The following is a 1,055-nucleotide window of genomic DNA, read 5'->3' on the forward strand; positions in this document are numbered from 1 at the left end:
CATAATGATGCTCCTGGGTTAAAGGATTGATGGCAGATATGCCCTTTTCGCTGCTATGGCCCTGTTTTCCGCAGATCTGTGGCAGCTACATCGCCTCGAAACGTCGGTTGGGATAGACTTTTCCCCAGGGAAAAAATGGAGAACATTCCGCGTCTGTTTCTCTTTCGGGGGCATCGCCCCAGCCGGCTAAAGAAAGGTTGGCCTCTCCCCGGAAGGCGTTCAGTAAAAAACGAAAGATTTTGCAAATATTTTTCTTCCCGAACCGCGCGGCCCCCAAGCGACAACAAGATATTGGGGGCCTCCGCAAAAACGTTTAGAAAAAAATAAAAAAAGGCCGTTTTCCTTTACTGGAAGAACGACCTTTTGAGATAAATAGTGTATATTATCAGTTGGTTGGTGTGTTTCTTGGGCCTATTTTGTCGATGGTTTGTGGCAAGCGCTGGTCCGCAGCTCATCCAGGTAATCGGCCCAGGACTGCATCATCTTCGCTCTCTCGGGGAGGTACTGGGCGTGGTTGTATGCCGCACGTACCGCATTTTTTTCCCTGTGTGCAAGCTGTGCCTCAATGACATCCGCGCGGAAGCCTTGCTCGTTAAGGAGCGTACTTGCCATTGCCCGGAATCCATGGATGCAGAGCTCTTCCTTTCCGTACCCTACGCGACGCAAAGCGTTAAGCAGGCACATGTCAGTGATGACTCGTGCTCTGGATTGAGGGGAGGGGAAGAGGAATTCTCCACCTCCAGTCCATGTGTGAAGCTCTTTGAGCAGGTATTCCACCTGTCTAGCAAGAGGGACAACATGCAGCCGCTTCATTTTCATGTGCTCAGGGGGAATCACCCACAAATGCTTTTGAAAGTCTATATCTGCCCAGCGAGCACGGCGTAGTTCTTGCGAGCGTACAAAAACGTAGGGGAGGATTTTCAGCGCGTACTTTGTGACGATACTTCCGGGGTAGTCGTCGATGTCTCGGAGAAGGTAACCGATTTTCTTCGGATCCGTGATCGTGGCCCTATGCTGAACCGGACCTTTGGGTTCCAGAGCTTCAGTGATCCCCG

General features: G+C 51.2%; 1 protein-coding gene. It reads right to left on the reverse strand.

Annotated features, from left to right (window positions below; translation table 11 throughout):
- Positions 1–411: 411 nt before the first annotated feature.
- The coding region (locus tag HF854_RS12370; RefSeq protein WP_168936554.1) for a tyrosine-type recombinase/integrase at positions 412–1,055 on the reverse strand (644 nt) is incomplete at its 5' end.

The sequence above is a fragment of the Desulfovibrio piger genome (assembly GCF_012843875.1).
Classification (GTDB): domain Bacteria; phylum Desulfobacterota; class Desulfovibrionia; order Desulfovibrionales; family Desulfovibrionaceae; genus Desulfovibrio.